This is a genomic window from Stenotrophomonas sp. SPM, assembly GCF_003105135.1.
Lineage (GTDB): Bacteria > Pseudomonadota > Gammaproteobacteria > Xanthomonadales > Xanthomonadaceae > Stenotrophomonas.
Window position 1 is genome coordinate 1 of sequence record NZ_QETL01000018.1, and the last position, 18252, is coordinate 18252.

Below are 18252 nucleotides of genomic sequence, written 5' to 3' on the forward strand. Positions count from 1 at the left end.
GTCTTGCCGTGTGCGCAGGACAGCGCACAGGAGCAAGCGGCGACCAAGCCTACATGGACGTATTTACGGCGTCCCCGCAAACCCACAGTGCCCCGCCATTCCGCGGAATGCCGCTCTTGCTCTTGAGGTTGCCGGCCAGCGGCCGGCACTACCGTCAGGTGCAGGGCTGCAAGCCCTGCCGATACCCTTACACTCACTACCGCCTTCCAACTAGCCACCTGCATGAACCTTCCGCTGCACTTCGGCCTGCTCGGCTCCCTCGAAGCCGGTGCCATCGCCCTGCTGGTCGGGCTGCTGGTGTACTTCCTCTGGCACCACCTGTGCCGCGCACTGCGCTGGTCCATGGGCCATGCCATCGGCTGGGCCTGCGTGTTCTCCGTCGCCATCTCCGCCGGCATCGACATGTGGAAGCTGTTCTACATGGGCATCGTGCGGCTGGAGTCGCCGCTGTATGCGCGCATCTTCCTCTCCACCATCCACGACCCCAACGAACTGGGCAGCCGCGTGGTGCTGGAAATCGCCGGCGCGCTCTCCGGTGTCGCGCTGGGATGGGTCTTGTTCAGTTCGCGGTCATCCGCGCAGAACGTCGATTGACGCAGGTTTTTCGTTGCGTGCCGGTTAAATCCGGCCGCGCTGAATGTGCGTCTTATGGGCCGCTCACTTTGCCCTAACCACCGCGCTAAACCATGCGTCGGGGCGAGTGGTTAATAGGGTGTATGCACCCCGGTCGCGGCCCAAAATCGATTCAGAAACACGGTGGCAGGGTAGGTGCCGTGCGGAGACAACACGCCGCGCTCCACCACCCAAAGGAGATCCACCTGATGACTATTCGTAACCGCAAGCCCCTGCTCGCCCTGATCGTTGCCGCCGGTAGTGTGCTGGCCGTTCCGGCCATGGCGCAGAGCGCCCAGCAGCAGGCAGCCCAGGCACAGAATCAGGCGGCGCAGGCCCAGCAGTCAGCAGCCCAGGCGGGCCAGGCCGCTGACCAGGCCTCCAGTGCGGCTGCATCGGCGCAGGCACAGGCCAGTGGCGGCGGCCAGACCTGGGCCAGCATCGATACCGATGGCAACGGCACCATCAGCAAGTCCGAGGCACAGGTGAACGCGGGCCTGGCCCAGGTGTTCGACCAGGCCGATACCAACAAGGACGGCGAGCTCAGCGCCGATGAGTACAAGGCCTTCGTGGCCGCCCAGCAGGCCGGGGCGGGCGCAGGTGCTGGCGGCGGCAACTGATCGCCGCTTGTTTGAATGAAACCGGTTGAATGAATCCGGTTGTGTTCGGGGCAACCGGTGCATGGGGCCCGGGCGGCGAAGGCCGCCCGGGTTTTTGTTGCCCTCGCCACCCCTGTATCCTTGTCGGATGAACGCCTCCATGCCTGCGCGCTCGCGCGCCATCGGCCTGGTCGGTTTTGACGGTGACGACACGCTGTGGAAGAGCGAGGACTATTACCGCAAGGCCGAGCAGGAATACCTGGACCTGCTGTCGCGCTACGTCGACGTGCACGACACCCAGACCGCCCGCCACCTGCTGGAGGTGCAGCAGCGCAACCTGGCCGTGTTCGGTTATGGGGTGAAGGGCATGGTCCTGTCGATGATCGAAGCGGCCATCGACATCACCGGCCAGCGCATCGACGCCAAGGACATCCAGCGCATGCTGGATATCGGCCATGAAACCCTGCGCCACCCGGTCGACCTGATCGACGGCGTGCGCGAATCGGTGGCAGCCATCGCCGAGCAGTACCCAGTGGTGCTGATCACCAAGGGCGACCTGTTCCACCAGGAAGCCAAGATCAAGGTGGCCAAGCTGCACGAGCTGTTCCCGCGCATCGAGATCGTCTCCGAGAAGGATCCGGAAACCTACGCGCGCGTGCTGTCCGAATTCGATCTGCCGATGCAGCAGTTCGTGATGGTCGGCAACTCGCTGCGCTCGGATATCGAGCCGGTGGTCACCTTGGGCGGCTGGGGCATCCACACCCCGTACGCGGTCACCTGGGCCCACGAAACCCAGCATGGCGTGGCCGACGACGAGCCGCGCATGGTCACTGCCGATACCGCCTGGGATTGGCCGGCCGCGCTGGCCGCGATCGAGGCCAAGGCCGCTGCAGCGGCCTGACATGACCCGGCGGCTGCGGCAGAATCAGGGCATGAATCGTTCCTCGCTCCTGCTGCTGTCGCTCCTGCTGCTGGCGCCGGCCACCGTGCTGGCCCAGCAGACGGCCGAACGTTCGGCGGCCTACACGGTGGAAACCGGTGACGGTTGGCTGGATGCCCAGCTGCAGGACATCAACCACTACGCCGAGCGCTACCCCGATGCGTTCCTCGACGAGGTATCGCGCTATGCCAACGTGCCGCGCGGCTATGTCAGCGCACTGTTCACCACCCATGGCTGGCAGGCCGGCGATATCTACTTTGCCTGCTTCTGGGCCAAGGCCAGCGGCCAGACCTGCCGCGACAGCGTGCGCGCCTTCAGCCAGAACCCGGAAGGGGGCTGGGAAGCGGTGGTCACGCGCATGCCGGTGAAGCCGGACAACCTGCATGTCCGCGCCGTGCGCCACGCTGTCGTGGCCAGCTACGAGCACTGGGACCGGCCGATCACCCTCGACGCCACCCTGAAGCGCCAGCTCAAGCGGTAGTGCCGGGCCATGCCCGGCGAGCGCGACGCGCGGCCAGGGAGCCCGCCGGGCATGGCCCGGCGCTACCGGGGTTTCCGGCGAACGGCGGCCGTCATGTTGCTCTGCATATCGCCCCCATCGCGCACACCGGCGACAATACGGCTCTCGCCGTTCCCGTTCCCGCATTCGAGTGACTGATGAGCGCCTCTTTCGTTTCGCCTGATGTGATCCGCCGCCTGTTCGCCCAGGCCATGTCCCGCATGTACCGCACCGAAGTGCCGCTGTACGGCACGCTGGTGGAACTGGTGGAGCGGATCAACGCGGAGGTGCTTGCGCACGACCCGGCGCTGGCCGCGCAGCTGCACCGCAACGACGAACGCGCACGCCTGGACGAAGAGCGCCACGGCGCGATCCGCGTCGGCACCCCGCAGGAACTGGCCACGCTGCGCCGCCTGTTCGCGGTGATGGGCATGTTCCCGGTGGCCTACTACGATCTGTCGGTGGCCGGCGTGCCGGTGCATTCCACCGCGTTCCGCCCGCTCACCGGCGCGGCCCTGGCGCAGAACCCGTTCCGCGTGTTCACCTCGCTGCTGCGCCTGGAGCTGATCGAAGACGAGGCGCTGCGCGTGGAGTCCGCACGCATCCTCGAGCGCCGCCGTATCTTTACCGAGGGCGCGCTGGCGCTGATCGACCAGGCCGAGCGTGACGGTGGCCTGTCGCAGGCCGATGCCGAGCGCTTCGTTGCCGAGGCGCTGGAAACCTTCCGCTGGCACGGCGATGCCACCGTCGACCTGCCCACCTACCACGCGCTGCACGATGCGCACCGGCTGGTGGCCGACGTGGTCAGCTTCCGCGGCCCGCACATCAACCACCTCACCCCGCGCACGCTGGATATCGATGCCGCGCAGGCCGCGATGATCGAGCACGGCATGGCCGCCAAGGCGGTGATCGAAGGTCCGCCTCGCCGGGCCTGCCCGATCCTGCTGCGGCAGACGAGCTTCAAGGCGCTGGAAGAGGCCGTGCATTTCCCCGGTGGTGAGGGCGGTGCGGCCGGCACGCATACCGCGCGCTTCGGCGAGATCGAGCAGCGTGGCCTGGCCCTGACCCCGAAGGGGCGTGCGCTGTACGACCAGCTGCTGGCACAGGCGCGTGATGCCGGTGGCGCCGGCAGCACCGGCGGCGATTACGGCCAGCGCCTGCAGAGCGTGTTCGCCAGTTTCCCCGATGACCACGACACCCTGCGCCAGGAAGGGCTGGGGTATTACCGATACCAGCTGACCGACGCCGGCCGCGCCGCGCCGGAGCGTGTGGCTGACCTGCCGGCCGAAGTGCTGGTAGCCACCGGCCTGGCCACGGCCGACCCGATCGTCTACGAGGATTTCCTGCCGGTCAGCGCCGCGGGCATCTTCCAGTCCAACCTGGGCGGCGAAGAGCAGCGGGCGTATGCCGCGCATGCCAACCGCGAAGCGTTCGAGCAGGCGATGGGCGTGGCGGTAAACGATGAGTTCGAAATCTACGAGCGCATCCAGGCCGAATCGCTGTCGGCGCTGCGCGGATAAGCCGCATGCCGCGGAGCCGAGCATGGGCTCGGCTCTACAGGGATGTTGCGGTGCTGCCATTTGTAGAGCCGAGCCATGCTCGGCTCCACAGTAGCGGGCGTCAGCCCTTCATCGTGCCCGTATCCAGCCATCGCTGGTGCCACGACAGCGCTTCGGGCAGCAGGTGCGGGGTGTGCTTGCCGTAGCTTTCGCGGCTGGCACGGTCGAAGTAATCCTGCAGCTGCGGGCGGAAATCCGGGTGTGCGCAGTTGTCGATCAGCACCTGCGCGCGCTTGCGCGGGGTCAGGCCACGCAGATCGGCCAGGCCCTGCTCGGTCACGATCACCGACACGTCGTGCTCGGTGTGGTCGACATGGCTCACCATCGGGGTGATCGCCGAGATCGTGCCGTTCTTCGCCGTGGACGGGCTCAGGAACGCCGACAGGAAACCGTTGCGCGCGAAGTCACCCGAACCGCCGATGCCGTTCATGATGCGCGTGCCCATCACGTGCGTCGAATTGACGTTGCCGTAGATGTCCACTTCGATCATGCCGTTCATGCCGATGCAGCCCAGGCGGCGCACCAGTTCCGGATGGTTGGAGATTTCCTGCGTGCGCATGATGATGCGCTCGCGGTAGAAATCGATGTGTTCCTTGAACGTCTCGTTGGCCTGCGGGCTCAGCGCGAAGCCGGTGCACGAGGCATAGCTCAGCACGCCGTCGCGCAGCAGGTCGAGCATGCCGTCCTGGATCACCTCGGTGAACGCGGCCAGATCGCGGAAACCACTCTTGGCCAGGCCGGCCAGCACCGCGTTGGGGATGTTACCCACGCCCGACTGCAGCGGCAGCAGGTTCGGCGGCAGGCGGCCCTTCTTCACTTCGTGCTGCAGGAACTCGATCAGGTGCGAAGCGATCTGCTCGCTGGTCGCATCGATCGGGCTGAACGGGCTGTTGCGGTCCGGGCCGTTGGTGCGCACCACGGCCACGATCTTGTCCGGGTCGCAGCGCAGCGCGGTATCGCCGATGCGGTCGTTGGCGTTCACCAGTGGAATCGGCTTGCGGTGCGGCGGCAGCGCGGTGCCGTAGTAGATGTCATGCATGCCGTCCACGCCGGCCGGCTGCCACTCGTTGACCTCGACGATGACCTTCCTGGCCAGGTCCAGCCAGGTCTTGTTGTTGCCCACCGAGGTGGAGGGCACCAGCGAGCCGTCCTCGCGGATGGCCGACACTTCGATCACCGCGGTGTCGATCTCGCCGTAGAAGCCGAACCAGACGTGCTGGGCGACGTGGCTGAGGTGGATGTCGATGTAATCCAGCTTGCCCTCGTTGATGCGGTTGCGCGCATCCGGGTCGCTCTGGAAGGGCATGCGCATGGCGATGCCATCGGCCTTGGCCAGCGCGCCGTCCAGTTCCGGTGCGGTCGAGGCGCCGGTCATCAGCTTGATCTGGAAGGGCAGGCCCTGGGCGTGCACCGTCTCGATGCGGCGGGCAAGTTCGACGGGGACGGCCTTGGGGTAACCGGAGCCGGTGAAGCCGCTCATGGCGACGGTTTCACCGGGCTGGATCAGCGCGGCTGCGGCCTCGGCGGAGACCACGCGGTCACGGAGACGCGCGTTGGCGATGCGATCAACAGACATGACGACACGTGTTTCAGGGGGAAAGCCCGATTATCGGCCATCCCCCGCCGTACGGGGGCTGCGACCTTCGTGGAATGGCTTTTCCGGACGGCGGGCTACCATACCCACCAGTTCTGTTTTGCAGTGCAGCGTGCAATGTCCTTCCGCATTCCGCAGGATGGCCCTGCATCCCGACGTGGGGGAGGGAGCAGAGCCCGCTGGCAGTTCGCTGCAAGCGGGCTTTTTTATTGCCTGATGCCAAAGCTGAATAGGCAGGGTGCATTGCCGGTAGAGTCGAGCTTGCTCGACTGCTCTGGAAAGGCCAGTCGAGCAAGCTCGACTCTACGCGTACCCCTGCCGGCCAGCGGCCGGCACTACCGGGTCGCGCCCCAGCCGGGTCGATACAATCACGCCATGACCCTCGCCCCCGCCGCACTGCCCGCCACCCTGCAGCCCCTGGTCGACCGCGCGCTGGCGCGTCTGGCCCATGTCCTGCCCGAGCCCATCCCCGCCGCGCTGCAGGCGCCGCTGGCGCACCTGGCGGTGGCCAGCGATTTCGCCCTGGATACCCTCGTGCGCCAGCCGGCGCTGCTGGCCCACCTGGCCCAGCCTGGCTGCCCGCCGCTGCCGCCCCCCGTGCTCGACCCGCAGCAGCCCAGCGACTGGCAGGCGCAGCTGCGGCGCTGGCGTGCAGCGATGTCCACCCGCCTGGTCTGGCGCGATCTGGCCGGCCTGGACGACGTGCCGCAGACCCTGGCCGGCGCCACCACCCTCGCCGAGGACTGCCTGCGCCTGGCGCTGGACGCCCTGCAGCAGGAATTCGCCCAGCGCCACGGCGTCATCCGCGATGACGATGGCCAGCCGATGCAGCTGGTGGTGTTCGGCCTGGGCAAACTGGGCGGTGGCGAGCTCAACTTCAGTTCCGATATCGACCTGGTCTACGCCTACGCGCAGGGCGGCGAATCCGATGGCCCGCGCCCGCTGGCCGCCGAGGAGTACTTCGCCCGCCTCGGCCAGCGCCTGGCCAAGCTGCTGGACGACACCACCGTCGATGGCTTCAGCCACCGCGTCGACCTGCGCCTGCGCCCGTTCGGCAGCGCCGGCCGTGTGGCGCTGTCGTTCGCAGCGATGGACCAGTACTTCCAGCGCGAGGGCCGCGATTGGGAACGCTATGCCTGGCTGAAGGCGCGCGCGGTGGCTGGCGACATCGCCGCCGGTGAAGCATGGCTGCAGACCCTGCGCCCGTTCGTCTACCGCCGCTACCTGGATTTCACCGCGCTGGATGGCCTGCGCGAGATGAAGGCGGCGATCACCGCCGAAGTCGCGCGCCGCGAGCTGCACGAAGACATCAAGCGCGGTGCCGGTGGCATCCGCGAAATTGAATTCCTGTGCCAGGCGCTGCAGCTGATCCGCGCCGGGCGTGAGCCGGTGCTGCGCGAGCGGCGCCTGCTGGTCGCCCTGCAGGCGCTGGTCAACGCCGGCCAGATCGCGCCGGACGATGGTGCCGCGCTGCGCGAGGCCTATCTGTTCCTGCGCCGCCTGGAAAACCGCCTGCAGATGCTGCGCGATGCACAGACCCACGTGCTGCCCAGCGACCCGCTGGATCGCCAGCGCATCGCCCTCGGCCTGGGCTACACCGACTGGGATGCGCTGCGCGCGGCACTGGCCGTGCAGCAGCAGCGTGTCAGCACCGAATTCGCCGCGCTGCTGGCCCCGCGCAAGGGCCAGGCCGCACCCGATGCGCTGGCCAGTTACTGGCGCAGCCTGCCCGAAGGCAGCAATGCCGAACTGCTGGCTGAAGCCGGTTTCCTCGATGCCAACGGCGCCGACCAGTCGCTGCGTGATTTCGCCCAGAGCACCGGCGTGAAGTCGCTGTCCGATGCCGCGCGCGCGCGCCTGGATCGCGTGCTGCCAGCGCTGCTGCACGCCGCCACGCGTTCGCCGCAGCCCGATGCCGCGCTCAAGCGGGTGCTTGGCCTGCTGCAGGCGGTGCTGCGTCGAACGAGTTACCTGGCGCTGCTGGACGAACAACCCAGCGCCCTGGCGCGGCTGGTGGACGTGCTCGCACGCAGCGCGCTGCTGGCCGAGCGCCTGGCCGCGTACCCGCTGCTGCTGGACGAACTGCTGGACGTGCGCGTGTCCGGGCCGATGCCCGAATTCGACGGAATGCTGGCCGAATGCCAGCAGGTGCTGCCGGTGGAGGATCCCGAATCGCAGCTGCGCTGGCTCAATGAAACGCGGCTTGCCCTGAGTTTCCGCATGGCGATGGCCACGCTGGATGGCCGCCAGGGCGCGGTGGACAGTACCCGCCAGCTGGCCGAGCTGGCACAGGCGGTGGTCATCACCGTGCTGAAACTGGCCGAGGCAGACATGCACGCCGCGCACGGCGTCGTGCCCGGCGGGCGCTTCGCGATCATCGGTTACGGCAGTCTGGGCGGGCTGGAGCTGGGCTTCGGTTCCGATCTGGATCTGGTGTTCCTGCACGACCATCCCGCCGGCGTGGAAACCAGCGATGGCGCCCGCCCGCTGGAACCGGGCCGCTGGTACGCGCGCCTGGCGCAGAAGGTGATGGCCCTGCTGGGCGCGGTCACCGCTGCCGGCCGCCTGTACGACATCGACGTGCGCCTGCGCCCGGATGGCGGCAAGGGCACGCTGGTGTCCTCGCTGGCCAGCTACACCGAGTACCAGCGCGAACGTGCCTGGACCTGGGAACACCAGGCCCTGGTGCGCGCGCGCGGCGTAGCCGGCGACGCCAGCCTGTTGGCCGATTTCGAACAGGTGCGCGCGCAGACCCTGGGCCGCGAACGCGACCACGGCACGCTGTATGCCGACGTGCTGAAGATGCGTGGGCGCATGCGCACCGAACTGGACCGCAGCGATGCCGCGCGGCTGGACCTGAAGCAGGGCGCCGGTGGCGTGGTCGATCTGGAGTTCCTGCTGCAGACCGGCGTGCTGGCACGCAGCGCGCAGGTACCGGCGCTGCTGGAACCGCGCGACACGCCGTCGTTGATCGACGCGCTGGCGGTTGCGGGGTTCCTGCCGGAGGCTACTGCGCGCGCGTTGCATGGTGCACACGCCACGCTGCTGGATGTGGGCCTGGCCTGCACGCTGGACCGCCGCCCGCGGTTGGCACCGACGACCCCGGCGATTGAAGAAGCGTGTGCGGTGATCAGTGCGGCGTGTGTGGCGGCTGAGCTGCCGTTTGCCTGACCCGCTTAAAGCGTGTCAACCAAGGTTGACACCTACCAGGGCAATGGCCGGGCGGTGATCCGCTTTGGTAGATGCCAACCTTGGTTGGCAGAGCACCTACCGGGCCAGCGGCGCCATCTTCCACAACAACGCGCGGAACGGGGCCAGCAGGCACACGCCGATGGCGAGCTTCACCGCCAGATCGCCCGCGGCCCAGCTCACCCACGGCAGCGCCGAACCGGCAAACGCGATCGACCAGAAGAGGGTCGTATCCACCGTCGCACTGCAGGTGGTGGCCACCATCGGTGCGCGCCACCAGCTGCCACGGCGCAGGCGATCGAACACGGTGATGTCCAGCAGTTGAGCCACGATGAAGGCCGAGCACGAGGCGATCGCGATGCGCGGCGTCGCCACCCACACCGACAGCAGCACCGCCAGCAGGAAACCGATCCACGCCACGCGGCGGGCCGGGCCCGGGCCGAAGCGGCGGTTGATCAGGTTGCTCACCAGGAACGCCACCGGGTAGCTGAAGGCGCCCCAGGTCAGCCAGTCGTTGATCGGGTACTGCACCAGCACGTTGGACAGCAGCACCACCGCGCCCATGGCCAGCACTGCCAGCACGAGGGCGCGCGGGGTCAGCGGGGCAAACACGGGGTCAGGACGCACGGACATGGCGAGCCAGGGCAAACGAGGGGGATCGCCCATTATCCGCCGGGCCCGCAGCAAAGCCAAAACCCGCCGTTCAGCTGGCCCGGCTCAGTAACCGCCCTGTGCCGGCGGGTTGGGGGCGGGAATGTGGGTCAGCGGCCTGCCCTGCGGATCGCGGGCCATCAGGCCGTTGTGGCCTTCCGACGGGGTCGGGTCGAACTGCACAGTCTGGCCGACATGGAACAGCACCGAAGGATCGCCCGCCTGGTTCGGCCAGCGGATGGCGGCGGTATTGCCCGGTCGTCCCGCCTGCTCCAGCAACACTTCGCGCTCGCCATCCACGTTGGTGCCGATCGAGCGCACCTGCATCGGCGGCGGCACGCCATTGGACGCCGCCACCGGCGGCTGGCCGGGCTGCGGGTTGGCGGCGGCCGCATCGGCCTGCGCCATGGTCTGGGCCAGACCCGGCGAAATATCCAGCGACACCGGAGGCTGCTGCGTGTCCACGAAGCGGTAGACGCGCCGCGCATCGGCAGGGCTGGCAGCCAGCAGGCCGACGGCCAGGGCCAGGGCAATCGCAGTGCAGGGCAGGGTACGCATCGTCAATTCCTCCATGGAGCGACTGGGCCCTGGGCGGGCCCGCGTGCCGATCATAGCGTCCGCGGCGTAAAGCGTTGGTAGGCGCGCGTGTGGTTGCCGGCCAGCGGCCGGCATTATCCGAGGCTCAGGCGCGCGCTGACTTCGGCCGCTACCCGCGCGGTTTCGCGCAGCGGCTCGATGTGGTCGTGCTGCCAGTCCAGCCAGTGTGTCTGCAGGCGGCCGCGTTCGTGCAGCTGGCGCTGGAAGCGGGCCAGCCGCCCCTGCGCGGCGTCGGCCAGGGCCACCATCACCGGCAGCCGCGTGGCGCTCGCTTCAGAGAGCAGGTTCACCGAATCGGGCGATACCACCACCCGGTTGGCCCAGCCCAGCAGGCCCGCATAGGGGTTCACGCCGTCGCCGCCATCGCCCCAGATCACATGCGGCAGGTGCGCGAACGTGGCGCGCAGGATCTCGGCCAGTGCCGGCGGCGTGCGTCGCGAGGTGGTGGCCAGCAGGCTGCCGCCTTCGCTGCGGATCTGCTCGGCCAGTGCCGTGAACACCGCCACCATCGACGCCTCGTCCCACGGTGCCAGCGGCGTCGGTCCGCCCACCAGCAGCGCGGTGCGCGGGCCGGGCAGGGCACCGAAGTCGGCGAATGCGGCACGGCCCAGCGCCAGCCAGTCATCGTCCACCGGGTTCAGGCTGCCGATCAGCGTGAGTACGTTGCTGCCACGCAGGGCATCGTGCTCGGGCACCACCACCAGGTCCCAATGGCGGGAGGGCAGGCGCGGGTCGAGGATCTGCACCGTGCGGGTGTCCCGTGCACGCAGCACGCGCAGCGCACCGGCGGCCTGGCGGCCACAGCCGATCGCCAGCGCAGGGGCCTGCGCGGCCAGTTCGGCGAAGTCGGGGCCGTAGCCGTTCACATCACCGGGCAGGCGCCGCGGCGACAGCCAGCGCCAAGGCGCACGGGGCTGCAGGACCAGCGGGCGATGGGTGCCCTGGCGCAGCGCCGAGGCCAGCGCGACCGCCTGGCGGACATTGCCGGCACGGCCGTCAGTGACCGTCCACGGCGCGCTCGATCGTTTCACCATTGGCATTAATTCGTTTCAGCCCTGCTGGGTGTTGCAACAGTCGCGACACTCTACACTCCTGATCGTCTTTTCGCCCCGCGTCGCCCGCGGGCACTGACTCCCTTTTGCTGCCCTGGAGATCCACCGATGTCCCACGCGCTCGACGCTGCTGCACTGGACCAGTTGTTCCGCACTGCCCGTACCCAGAACGCCTTCCTCGACACGCCGGTGGAAGACGCCCAGCTGCACGCCCTGTACGAGCTGGTGAAGTGGGGCCCGACCGCCGCCAACGGCAGCCCGGCGCGCTTCGTGTTCGTGAAGTCGGCGGAGGCCAAGGCCAAGCTGGCCCCGGCACTGTCCGAAGGCAACCACGACAAGACCCTGGCCGCACCGGTCACCGTCATTGTCGGCTTCGACGAGGATTTCCACGAGAAGCTGCCGTACCTGTTCCCGCACACCGATGCCAAGGCCTGGTTCGACGGCCCGCGTGAAGGCCGCCACGAAGGCGCGTTCCGCAATGGCAGCCTGCAGGGCGCCTACCTGATCCTGGCCGCGCGCGCGCTGGGCCTGGATGCCGGCCCCATGTCCGGCTTCGACAATGCCAAGGTCGACGAAGCCTTCTTCGCCGGCACCCACATCAAGTCGAACTTCCTGGTCAACCTGGGTTACGGTGACCCCTCGGGCCTGTTCCCCCGTCTGCCGCGCCTGTCGTTCGACGAAGCGGCGCGCATCGCGTAAGTCGCTGTATCGGTTTCGGGCCGTCACCTTGGCGGCCTCTGTTGCACCTTGTACCCACCCTACGATTCCGGAGAGTTCCTGAGATGAGCGCCACCCGTAAACTGCTGCTGCCGCTGGCCCTGACCCTGGCCATTGCCGCCTGCTCCAAGCCGGCCGACACCGCTGCCCCGGCGGCCGATGCCGCCGCGCCGGCCACCACCGAGCAGGCTGCCACCCCGGCCGCTGACGCCGCTGCGGCTGCCCCGGCCGCCGAAGCGATCCAGATCGCCTCGGGCACCTACAAGCTCGACCCGAGCCACACCGACGTGCTGGCCCAGTGGAGCCACTTCGGCTTCTCGCACCCGAGCGCGCACTTCGGCAACGCCGAAGGCACCCTGGTGTATGACGCTGCCGACGTGACCAAGTCCACCGTGGAAGTGAAGCTGCCGCTGAGCGGCCTGAACAGCTTCACCGCCAAGTTCGACGAACACCTGAAGAGCGCCGATTTCTTCGACGCCGCCAAGTTCGCCGATGCCACCTTCAAGAGCACCAAGGTTGAAGCGGCCGGCACCAACAAGCTGACCGTCACTGGCGACCTGACCATCAAGGGCATCACCAAGCCGGTCACCCTGGACGTCACCGTCAACGGCGGTGGCGAGCACCCGATGGCCAAGGTTCCGGCCGCTGGCTTCGATGCGACCACCACCCTGAAGCGCAGCGATTTCGGCGTCGGCGCCTACGCCCCGAACGTCAGCGATGAAGTGAACATCCGCATCACCACCGAAGCCACCGGCGAAAAGCCGGCGGCTTGATGCAACCCGCTCACTCGTCGTGAGAAGGCAGAAGGCCCGCTGAAAAGCGGGCCTTCTTTTTGGGGCGGGGGTGGTGCTCTGGTAGATGCCAACCTTGGTTGGCGCACTACCCACCCGCAGGCCAACCAAGGCTGGCCACTACCGGGTATGTGTGCTCAGCGCTGCGCGATCAACCACGCGGCGCACGCTTCGCTCGGGCTCTGCTTGGCTTTCACGGTCATGCCGCTCACGCGCACAAATGTCTGCGCGGCCTGTGCCACCACGTTGCGGGCGATGAGGGCGGCCTGCTTGGTGGCGGCCTGCTGCTTGCGCAGCTGCACGATATGCACCGACGGGCGGCCCACCGGGGCGTACTTCTGGTCGCGGCGCAGGATGTCGGCCACCTGGGCGACTTCGAATTCGGCCTGCAGATAACGGTGCTCGGCCTCCAGCAGCTCGCGCAGCGGTGCGCGTGCGGCGGCGGGGTCGGCGAAGGCGGCCAGGGCGGTGTCGCAGGCCGCGTCATCGGCGAAACGGGTGCGCAGCTTGTCGATGCCGGCCAGGGTCAGTTTGCCCATGGAGGGCCTCACAGGTGCGGGAAAGGAGCGCGATTGTGGCAGAGAACGTTGCCGCGCGTTCCTGTAGAGCCGAGCCTGTGCTCGGCTTGCGTCGTCCAAAGCAGCCGAGCATGGGCTCGGCTCTACAGGGCACGGCACCCACCCCACGCGGTTTCAATCGCCGTCGGCTTCGTCCGGGTGCGCCTTCCAGTAACCGGTCGAGCGGATCCAGTCGCGCGGCACGCCCAGATGGCCTTCGATGAACTTGCGCATCATCCGGGCGCGGCGCGATTCGGTGGCGATCCAGTAGAAGGTGTCGCCGTCCGGGGCCTCGAAGTCGGTCAGCATGTCTTCCAGCAGCGTGCTGCTGGCCGCCGGGAAGCCGTTGCGCTCCAGCCAGTGGATGCGCACGTTCTCGTACTGCGGCAGGTCCTGGCGCTCGTCCTCGTCGCTCACTTCGATATACGCCTGCACCTGCGCGCCATCGGGCAGCACGTCCAGCCAGCGGGCGATGGCCGGCAGCGCGGTTTCATCGCCCATCAGCACGTAGGCGTCGTAGTCGTCGGCCACCACGAACGAGCCGCGCGGGCCGCCGATGGACAGGGTGTCGCCCGGCTGCGCACGCTCGGCCCACGGCCCGGCAATGCCCTGGTCGTGCAGCACGAAGTCGATGGCCAGCTCGCCGGCCTCGTGGTCCCACCAGCGCGGGGTGTAGTCGCGCGCCACCGAGTGCTCCTTGCCCTCGGGGTAGCGCGGGCCTTCGGCGGTCATCACCGGCAGCACCATCTCGCCGCTGCTGTTGGGGAAGAACAGCTTGATGTGGTCGTCCGGGCCGGGCGAATCGAAGCCGGCCAGGTCGGCGCCGCCCAGCACCACGCGGCGCATGTGCGGGGTCACGGTCTCGGTGCGCAGCACGGTCAGGTGGCGGAAGCGCACATCCAGGCGCAGGCGCGAATTTTCATGTTGGGTCATTGCAGTACCTGTGCAGGTAAGCGCGCGGCATCGCGCGCGGGTCGGGGGGGGAACGACCTGGCGGGCTTCAGTCTGGCTCGGTCGGGGTTACAGGGGTGGGGCCATCGCCCAGCGCACCGTTCAGCAGCGCCGAGGCGCGCGACAGCTGTTCGGCCACTGCTTCGGCCTCGCCCTCGCTCCAGCGGCCGTGGTGGCGCACCAGCGCCTGCTTGAACTCGCGCAGGGCGGTGGCCAGCGGCGGCGGCAGCGAGGCCTTGGTGATCTCGCGGGCGCGGTCGAAGGCGCGGCGCTGGGCCAGCCGCACCTGGGTGCGTTGCACCTTCAGCTCGAACTCGCCGGCCGCAGTGATGCGGAACACCCGGCGGCCGTCCTCTTCTTCCGATTCCACCCAGCCGGCCTGCTCGAAGCTGGCCAGCAGCGGGTACATCGTGCCGGCGCTGGGCGTGTAGGCCTGCATGAACACGCCGCTGATGTGCTGGATCAGCTCGTAGCCGTGGCGCGGCTGTTCGCCGATCAGCGCCAGCACCAGCAGGCGCAGGTCGCCCCGGCTCAGCACACGCGGCTGGCCGTTGCGGCGGGGAACGGCGGGCGCATCGTCTTCCTTGCGCGCCTTGGCAGTAGAGGTCCGGGCCATTTCGATATATCGATAGCGAGTGTGCAAACGATATATCGATAAGCCGCACCATACAAGTACGGTTTCGGCCACACCGATGTGCGGATCGGGCCACGGGGCCAGGCAGCGCAAGGGGTTGGGGCAGGGCGTGCGCGCGCTGCAGGCCACCATTGCGTGGCCCGGCATCCGTGCCAGGCCACGCAACAGCAACCGCAGGGGTGCCCCGTCGGACGGGGCGGGCAGACAGCGCGCCAGTGCGCGGGAAGGGGCCTGCTCGCGGCCACGGTGCGTGGCAGGCGCGGCAGCGTCCAGAGCCATTCGCGACGGGTTGTCAGGAGTTCAGCCAGGCACCGTCAGACAAGGCCTACGCGCGTTCGGGCTGCCGCACGGCGGTCATGCGCGGTGGTAACACTGCGTCCTGCATGTGGACGCAGCAGCCCGTAAACGACAGCCGGCGCAGGTCGATACGGCGGAAAAAACAGAGGGTTAAGCCCACTTGTCCCACCCGGCGCTGGCCCGGGACAGCCTGTGCGGACATGGGCCGCCTGCCTCCATACGGCAGCGTAGCCAAACGACGCAAGCCCTTGGTGCGCTACACTTTGCGGTCTAGATATCTATACAACAGTCGCGCGCGTGCGTGCGGTAATGGGAGCGCTAATGAACTGGTTGAACGAAGTGCTGAACAACGACACCAATCCTGTGGAAACCCAGGAGTGGATCGAGTCGTTGAAGGCCGTCATTGATGTCGAGGGCCCCGAGCGCGCGCATCAGCTGCTGGAAGGCATGGTGGAACTGACCCGTCGTTCGGGTGCGTACCTGCCGTTCTCGCCCACTACCGAATACGTCAACACCATCGATCCGCAGCTGGAGGCCAAGAGCCCGGGCAACGCGGAACTGGAATGGCGCATCCGTTCGATCATCCGCTGGAACGCGATGGCCACCGTCGTGCGTGCCAACCGCAAGCCGGGCGACCTGGGCGGCCACATCGCCTCCTTCGCCTCCGGTGCCACCCTGTACGACGTGGGTTTCAACCACTTCTGGCGCGCCCCGAGCGACAGCCATCCGGGCGACCTGCTGTTCATCCAGGGCCACAGCGCCCCGGGCATCTACGCGCGCGCCTTCCTGGAAGGCCGCATCAATGAAGAACAGCTCGACAAGTTCCGCATGGAAGTCGACGGCGGTGGCCTGTCGTCCTACCCGCACCCGTGGCTGATGCCGGACTTCTGGCAGACCCCCACCGTGTCGATGGGCCTGGGCCCGCTGGCCGCCATCTACCAGGCGCAGTTCATGCGCTACCTGGAAAACCGTGGCCTGATCGAGAAGAGCGACCGCAAGGTGTGGTGCTTCATCGGCGACGGCGAGAGCGACGAGCCGGAAACCCTCGGTGCCATCGCGCTGGCCGGCCGTGAAGGCCTGGACAACCTGATCTTCGTGGTGAACTGCAACCTGCAGCGCCTCGATGGCCCGGTGCGCGGCAACGGCAAGATCATCCAGGAACTGGAAGGCGTGTTCCGTGGCGGCGGCTGGAATGTCATCAAGCTGCTGTGGGGCGGTTACTGGGATGCCCTGCTGGCCAAGGACACCCATGGCGTCCTGAAGAAGCTGATGATGGAAACCGTCGACGGCGAATACCAGAACTGCAAGGCCTTCGGCGGCGCGTATACCCGCGAGCATTTCTTCGGCAAGTACCCGGAAACCGCTGCGATGGTCGCCGGCATGAGCGACGACGACATCTGGCGCCTGAACCGTGGTGGCCACGACCCGCACAAGGTGTACGCCGCCTACCACCAGGCCGTGAACACCAAGGGCATGCCGACCGTCATCCTGGCCAAGACCGTGAAGGGTTACGGCATGGGCAGCGCCGGTGAGGCACTGAACCCGACCCACCAGACCAAGAAGCTGGACGACGACGCGGTGCGCCACTTCCGCGACCGCTTCAACATTCCGGTGACCGACGCGCAGCTGGCCGATGGCCAGGTGCCGTTCTACCACCCGGGCCCGGATTCGCCGGAAGTGCAGTACCTGCAGGAGCGCCGCAGCGCCCTGGGCGGTTACCTGCCGCAGCGCCGCCGCAAGGCCGACAAGAGCTTCAACGCACCGAAGCTGGAAACCTACGAGCGCCTGCTGAAGAGCAGCGGCGAGCGCAGCTATTCCACCACCATGGCCTTCGTGCAGAGCCTGAACATCACCCTGCGCGACAAGGAACTGGGCCCGCACATCGTGCCGATCGTGGCTGACGAAGCCCGTACCTTCGGCATGGAAGGCCTGTTCCGCCAGATCGGCATCTACGCGCCGTTCGGCCAGAAGTACAAGCCGGTCGACGCCGACCAGCTGATGTTCTACCGCGAAGACCAGAGCGGCCAGGTGCTGCAGCAGGGCATCAGCGAGCCGGGCGCCATCAGCTCGTGGATGGCGGCCGGTACCAGCTACTCGGTCAGTAACGTGCCGATGCTGCCGTTCTACATCTACTACTCGATGTTCGGCTTCCAGCGCGTGGGCGACATTGCCTGGCAGGCCGCGGACATGCGTACCCGCGGCTTCCTGCTGGGTGGCACCGCCGGCCGCACCACGCTGAACGGTGAAGGCCTGCAGCATGAAGATGGCTTCAGCCACCTGGTGGCTGGCGGCATCCCGAACGTGCGCAGCTACGACCCGACCTTCGGCTTCGAAGTGACGGTGATCCTGCAGCACGGCACCAAGGCCATGATGGAAGACCAGGTAGACGAGTACTACTACCTGACCCTGATGAACGAAAACTACACCCACCCGGAAATGCCGGAAGGTGCAGCCGAAGGCATCGTGAAGGGTATGTACCTGCTGACCGACGCCGGCAAGCCGAAGAAGGGCGAGCTGCGCGTGCAGCTGCTGGGTTCGGGCACCATCCTGCGTGAAGTGATTGCCGCCGCCGAGCTGCTGGACAAGGACTTCGGCGTGACCGCCGACATCTGGTCCTGCCCGAGCTTCAACGAGCTGCGCCGCGATGGCTTTGACGCCGAGCGTGCCAACCGCTTCCACCCGGAAGGCGAACAGCGCAAGGCCTACGTGACCGAGCTGCTGGAAGGCCGCCAGGGCCCGGCGATTGCCGCCACCGACTACGTGCGTGCGTATGCGGACCAGATCCGTGCGTTCGTGCCGATGTCTTACACGGTGCTGGGTACGGATGGTTTTGGCCGTTCGGATACCCGTGCGAACCTGCGTCGCTTCTTCGAAGTTGACCGGTACTACATCGCGCACGCCGCGATTGCGGCGCTGGCGAAGGACGGGAAGATGACCGGGAAGGACGTGGCCCGGGCGATCAAGCAGTACAAGATTGATCCGGAGAAGGCTAACCCTGTTGGGGTTTGATCTA

16 protein-coding genes are annotated in these 18252 nt (G+C 67.7%); 9 read left to right on the forward strand and 7 right to left on the reverse strand.

Annotated elements, in window-relative coordinates; genetic code table 11:
• The first annotated feature begins 222 nt into the window (after window positions 1-222).
• The 5 genes from DCO49_RS06495 (at window position 223) to DCO49_RS06515 (ending at window position 4170) form a co-directional block, all read left to right on the forward strand.
• Window positions 223-594 (forward strand): hypothetical protein, encoded by a 372-nt coding sequence (locus DCO49_RS06495; RefSeq protein ID WP_108767524.1) that lies wholly within the window; start codon window positions 223-225, stop codon window positions 592-594.
• A gap of 227 nt (window positions 595-821) precedes the next feature.
• Window positions 822-1232 (forward strand): EF-hand domain-containing protein, encoded by a 411-nt coding sequence (locus DCO49_RS06500; protein WP_108767525.1) that lies wholly within the window; start codon window positions 822-824, stop codon window positions 1230-1232.
• 127 nt (window positions 1233-1359) lie between these two features.
• Entirely contained in the window at window positions 1360-2112 is a 753-nt protein-coding gene (locus tag DCO49_RS06505) for an HAD family hydrolase (protein WP_116863318.1), read from the forward strand.
• A gap of 31 nt (window positions 2113-2143) precedes the next feature.
• Window positions 2144-2632: a hypothetical protein gene (locus DCO49_RS06510; RefSeq protein WP_116863358.1), complete on the forward strand. Its 489-nt coding sequence runs from the start codon at window positions 2144-2146 to the stop codon at window positions 2630-2632.
• 176 nt (window positions 2633-2808) lie between these two features.
• Window positions 2809-4170, forward strand: a complete 1362-nt coding sequence (locus DCO49_RS06515) for a VOC family protein (protein WP_116863319.1) — start codon at window positions 2809-2811, stop codon at window positions 4168-4170.
• Between the two features lie 100 nt (window positions 4171-4270).
• Here DCO49_RS06515 and DCO49_RS06520 read toward each other — a convergent pair whose 3' ends face one another.
• On the reverse strand, window positions 4271-5785 hold the full coding sequence (locus DCO49_RS06520) for an acetyl-CoA hydrolase/transferase family protein (protein ID WP_116863320.1): 1515 nt from the start codon (window positions 5783-5785) through the stop codon (window positions 4271-4273).
• Between the two features lie 393 nt (window positions 5786-6178).
• Here DCO49_RS06520 and glnE point away from each other — a divergent pair, with 393 nt between their 5' ends.
• Complete coding sequence (glnE, locus tag DCO49_RS06525) at window positions 6179-8974, forward strand: bifunctional [glutamate--ammonia ligase]-adenylyl-L-tyrosine phosphorylase/[glutamate--ammonia-ligase] adenylyltransferase (RefSeq protein ID WP_116863321.1); 2796 nt, start codon at window positions 6179-6181, stop codon at window positions 8972-8974.
• A gap of 96 nt (window positions 8975-9070) precedes the next feature.
• Here glnE and DCO49_RS06530 read toward each other — a convergent pair whose 3' ends face one another.
• From DCO49_RS06530 to DCO49_RS06540, 3 genes are all read right to left on the reverse strand, one after another.
• Complete coding sequence (locus DCO49_RS06530) at window positions 9071-9625, reverse strand: queuosine precursor transporter (protein WP_116863322.1); 555 nt, start codon at window positions 9623-9625, stop codon at window positions 9071-9073.
• Window positions 9626-9709: 84 nt separating this feature from the next.
• A complete protein-coding gene (locus DCO49_RS06535) occupies window positions 9710-10201 on the reverse strand; it encodes a hypothetical protein (RefSeq protein ID WP_116863323.1) in 492 nt (163 codons plus the stop codon).
• A 113-nt stretch (window positions 10202-10314) separates the two neighbouring features.
• On the reverse strand, window positions 10315-11274 hold the full coding sequence (locus DCO49_RS06540; protein WP_116863324.1) for a mitochondrial fission ELM1 family protein: 960 nt from the start codon (window positions 11272-11274) through the stop codon (window positions 10315-10317).
• Window positions 11275-11400: 126 nt separating this feature from the next.
• On the opposite strand from DCO49_RS06540, the gene DCO49_RS06545 reads away from it, so the two are divergent.
• Both DCO49_RS06545 and DCO49_RS06550 read left to right on the forward strand, forming a co-directional pair.
• The gene (locus DCO49_RS06545; protein WP_116863325.1) at window positions 11401-11991 is read left to right on the forward strand and encodes a malonic semialdehyde reductase; all 591 of its coding nucleotides are present in this window, start codon (window positions 11401-11403) and stop codon (window positions 11989-11991) included.
• An 83-nt stretch (window positions 11992-12074) separates the two neighbouring features.
• Window positions 12075-12782 (forward strand): YceI family protein, encoded by a 708-nt coding sequence (locus DCO49_RS06550; protein ID WP_116863326.1) that lies wholly within the window; start codon window positions 12075-12077, stop codon window positions 12780-12782.
• A 155-nt stretch (window positions 12783-12937) separates the two neighbouring features.
• On the opposite strand, the gene DCO49_RS06555 is transcribed toward DCO49_RS06550, so the two are convergent.
• The 3 genes from DCO49_RS06555 to DCO49_RS06565 form a co-directional block, all read right to left on the reverse strand.
• A complete protein-coding gene (locus DCO49_RS06555; RefSeq protein WP_108767534.1) occupies window positions 12938-13339 on the reverse strand; it encodes a hypothetical protein in 402 nt (133 codons plus the stop codon).
• Window positions 13340-13492: 153 nt separating this feature from the next.
• Window positions 13493-14290: a siderophore-interacting protein gene (locus tag DCO49_RS06560; protein WP_116863327.1), complete on the reverse strand. Its 798-nt coding sequence runs from the start codon at window positions 14288-14290 to the stop codon at window positions 13493-13495.
• A 67-nt stretch (window positions 14291-14357) separates the two neighbouring features.
• Window positions 14358-14924 (reverse strand): PadR family transcriptional regulator, encoded by a 567-nt coding sequence (locus tag DCO49_RS06565; RefSeq protein ID WP_116863328.1) that lies wholly within the window; start codon window positions 14922-14924, stop codon window positions 14358-14360.
• A 636-nt stretch (window positions 14925-15560) separates the two neighbouring features.
• On the opposite strand from DCO49_RS06565, the gene aceE reads away from it, so the two are divergent.
• Window positions 15561-18248: a pyruvate dehydrogenase (acetyl-transferring), homodimeric type gene (gene aceE, locus DCO49_RS06570; protein ID WP_116863329.1), complete on the forward strand. Its 2688-nt coding sequence runs from the start codon at window positions 15561-15563 to the stop codon at window positions 18246-18248.
• The last annotated feature ends 4 nt before the right edge of the window (window positions 18249-18252 follow it).

Bases quoted from the DNA above. Each gene is read 5' to 3' on its own strand.
- DCO49_RS06495 (WP_108767524.1), top strand. From the start codon at position 223: ATGAACCTTCCGCTGCACTTCGGCCTGCTCGGCTCCCTCGAAGCCGGT.
- DCO49_RS06500 (WP_108767525.1), top strand. From the start codon at position 822: ATGACTATTCGTAACCGCAAGCCCCTGCTCGCCCTGATCGTTGCCGCC.
- DCO49_RS06505 (WP_116863318.1), top strand. From the start codon at position 1,360: ATGAACGCCTCCATGCCTGCGCGCTCGCGCGCCATCGGCCTGGTCGGT.
- DCO49_RS06510 (WP_116863358.1), top strand. From the start codon at position 2,144: ATGAATCGTTCCTCGCTCCTGCTGCTGTCGCTCCTGCTGCTGGCGCCG.
- DCO49_RS06515 (WP_116863319.1), top strand. From the start codon at position 2,809: ATGAGCGCCTCTTTCGTTTCGCCTGATGTGATCCGCCGCCTGTTCGCC.
- DCO49_RS06520 (WP_116863320.1), bottom strand. From the start codon at position 5,785: ATGTCTGTTGATCGCATCGCCAACGCGCGTCTCCGTGACCGCGTGGTC.
- glnE (WP_116863321.1), top strand. From the start codon at position 6,179: ATGACCCTCGCCCCCGCCGCACTGCCCGCCACCCTGCAGCCCCTGGTC.
- DCO49_RS06530 (WP_116863322.1), bottom strand. From the start codon at position 9,625: ATGTCCGTGCGTCCTGACCCCGTGTTTGCCCCGCTGACCCCGCGCGCC.
- DCO49_RS06535 (WP_116863323.1), bottom strand. From the start codon at position 10,201: ATGCGTACCCTGCCCTGCACTGCGATTGCCCTGGCCCTGGCCGTCGGC.
- DCO49_RS06540 (WP_116863324.1), bottom strand. From the start codon at position 11,274: ATGGTGAAACGATCGAGCGCGCCGTGGACGGTCACTGACGGCCGTGCC.
- DCO49_RS06545 (WP_116863325.1), top strand. From the start codon at position 11,401: ATGTCCCACGCGCTCGACGCTGCTGCACTGGACCAGTTGTTCCGCACT.
- DCO49_RS06550 (WP_116863326.1), top strand. From the start codon at position 12,075: ATGAGCGCCACCCGTAAACTGCTGCTGCCGCTGGCCCTGACCCTGGCC.
- DCO49_RS06555 (WP_108767534.1), bottom strand. From the start codon at position 13,339: ATGGGCAAACTGACCCTGGCCGGCATCGACAAGCTGCGCACCCGTTTC.
- DCO49_RS06560 (WP_116863327.1), bottom strand. From the start codon at position 14,290: ATGACCCAACATGAAAATTCGCGCCTGCGCCTGGATGTGCGCTTCCGC.
- DCO49_RS06565 (WP_116863328.1), bottom strand. From the start codon at position 14,924: ATGGCCCGGACCTCTACTGCCAAGGCGCGCAAGGAAGACGATGCGCCC.
- aceE (WP_116863329.1), top strand. From the start codon at position 15,561: ATGAACTGGTTGAACGAAGTGCTGAACAACGACACCAATCCTGTGGAA.